Here is a 1312-nt window from a genome sequence, read left to right on the forward strand (position 1 = left end):
CCGTTCTTAGAAACCTACGATAATCTATAGAAATCTATGATTATCTGTTCTATTCCCTATTCCACTGGCAACGTCGGCGTTATCCAGCTCCTCAGGCTGACACGGACGTTCGCGTTAGCGGAGCGTAGCTCTCACTGCCCGCCATAGCTAAATTTAACGCTCTGATCAAGTCTCTGTCACAGCTTAAATTGCAGTGTTCGCAATTTGATTACGCGCTCTGATAAAGACAGAGATTCTTTCACAGTTCCACACCTACTGCAGGTTTTAGAACTAGGAAACCATCTATCAACAATGGTTAAGGATGAGCCGTATAACTCACACTTGTACTCGCGCCTGTCTACGAAATTCGTAAAACCCCATGTCAGCAACAGCCTTAGCTACGTTGCATGCAACGTAGCTGTGATTTGACATCATACCTGATACATTTAACTCTTCTATTACTATTTGGCTGTGGTTTTTAGCCGGCTGAAGTAGTCAGTTTATGCAACGTATCTTTCCTGATGTCAGCTATCCTGTTGTGTAGTCTCGCTATTTTTAGCTGTGCTTTTTTCCAGTTAGAGCGAAAACTTGGTTTTATGCCTGTTCAAATATTGCAACCGAGAGAGTTTTGCTTCATACTTTCTATAAGATTTAGCACCAACAAAAACCACAGAGCGTAGATAACGTAGCTAATGATTTTACTCCTAAATCTACACCAACTACATCTACTGATTTCTTAGTAATTTGAGGTATAGTTTCTCAGAGTGAAACTGACAAACCATCTATCTGATGTCCTACTAATAGTTACAGCCACACGGAGATACATTGTCTGGCAAAATTTCATAAGTTTTCACCCAACCAATTCGAGGTAACTTTATACGATTAAAACCTACTGTTATGGAACCATCAAGAGTAAAACTATCATCTCTACCTTTTTTCTTGAATTTAGGCACTCCCGACACTTTAGTGAAGCAACGTTTCCAAGAGTAAAGATAAATGCCTCAAAGCATCCATACGGAGCTGTTTTAGATACTTCATAGTACCAATAGTTATTAGGTTTAACCATTGCTACTAAAAGTTTATGCAGGTCGATAGATGTGGGAAATTTAAGTTTACAATCAGGATTATTGGAATTGTGATTAAGAATGTTTCTAGTTAGCCATAGTCCCCAATTCCAGGCATGGCGTGCCACACCTGCGTGTTTAGCTAGTAAGGTTTTTTGCTGATTATTTGGGTGTAACTCAGTTTTGAATCCTAGTAGCATAAAATCAAACATAGATAATCATAGATTGTACTAGATAATCATAGATTATGTCAAGCTGTTAATTACCCT

At 38.9% G+C, this 1312-nt stretch carries 3 protein-coding genes; all 3 read right to left on the reverse strand.

The features are described 5' to 3' along the window. Positions 1–176: 176 nt before the first annotated feature. A complete protein-coding gene (locus tag F6K22_RS40970; RefSeq protein ID WP_293110913.1) occupies positions 177–368 on the reverse strand; it encodes a zinc ribbon domain-containing protein in 192 nt (63 codons plus the stop codon). An 89-nt stretch (positions 369–457) separates the two neighbouring features. After that, positions 458–577 (reverse strand): transposase, encoded by a 120-nt coding sequence (locus F6K22_RS42935; RefSeq protein ID WP_363275557.1) that lies wholly within the window; start codon positions 575–577, stop codon positions 458–460. Positions 578–874: 297 nt separating this feature from the next. After that, positions 875–1255: a helix-turn-helix domain-containing protein gene (locus tag F6K22_RS40975; RefSeq protein WP_293110915.1), complete on the reverse strand. Its 381-nt coding sequence runs from the start codon at positions 1253–1255 to the stop codon at positions 875–877. Positions 1256–1312: the final 57 nt, after the last annotated feature.

The organism is Okeania sp. SIO2F4 (genome assembly GCF_010672385.1).
Classification (GTDB): Bacteria; Cyanobacteriota; Cyanobacteriia; order Cyanobacteriales; family Microcoleaceae; genus Trichodesmium.

Bases quoted from the DNA above. Each gene is read 5' to 3' on its own strand.
- F6K22_RS40975 (WP_293110915.1), bottom strand. From the start codon at position 1,255: ATGTTTGATTTTATGCTACTAGGATTCAAAACTGAGTTACACCCAAAT.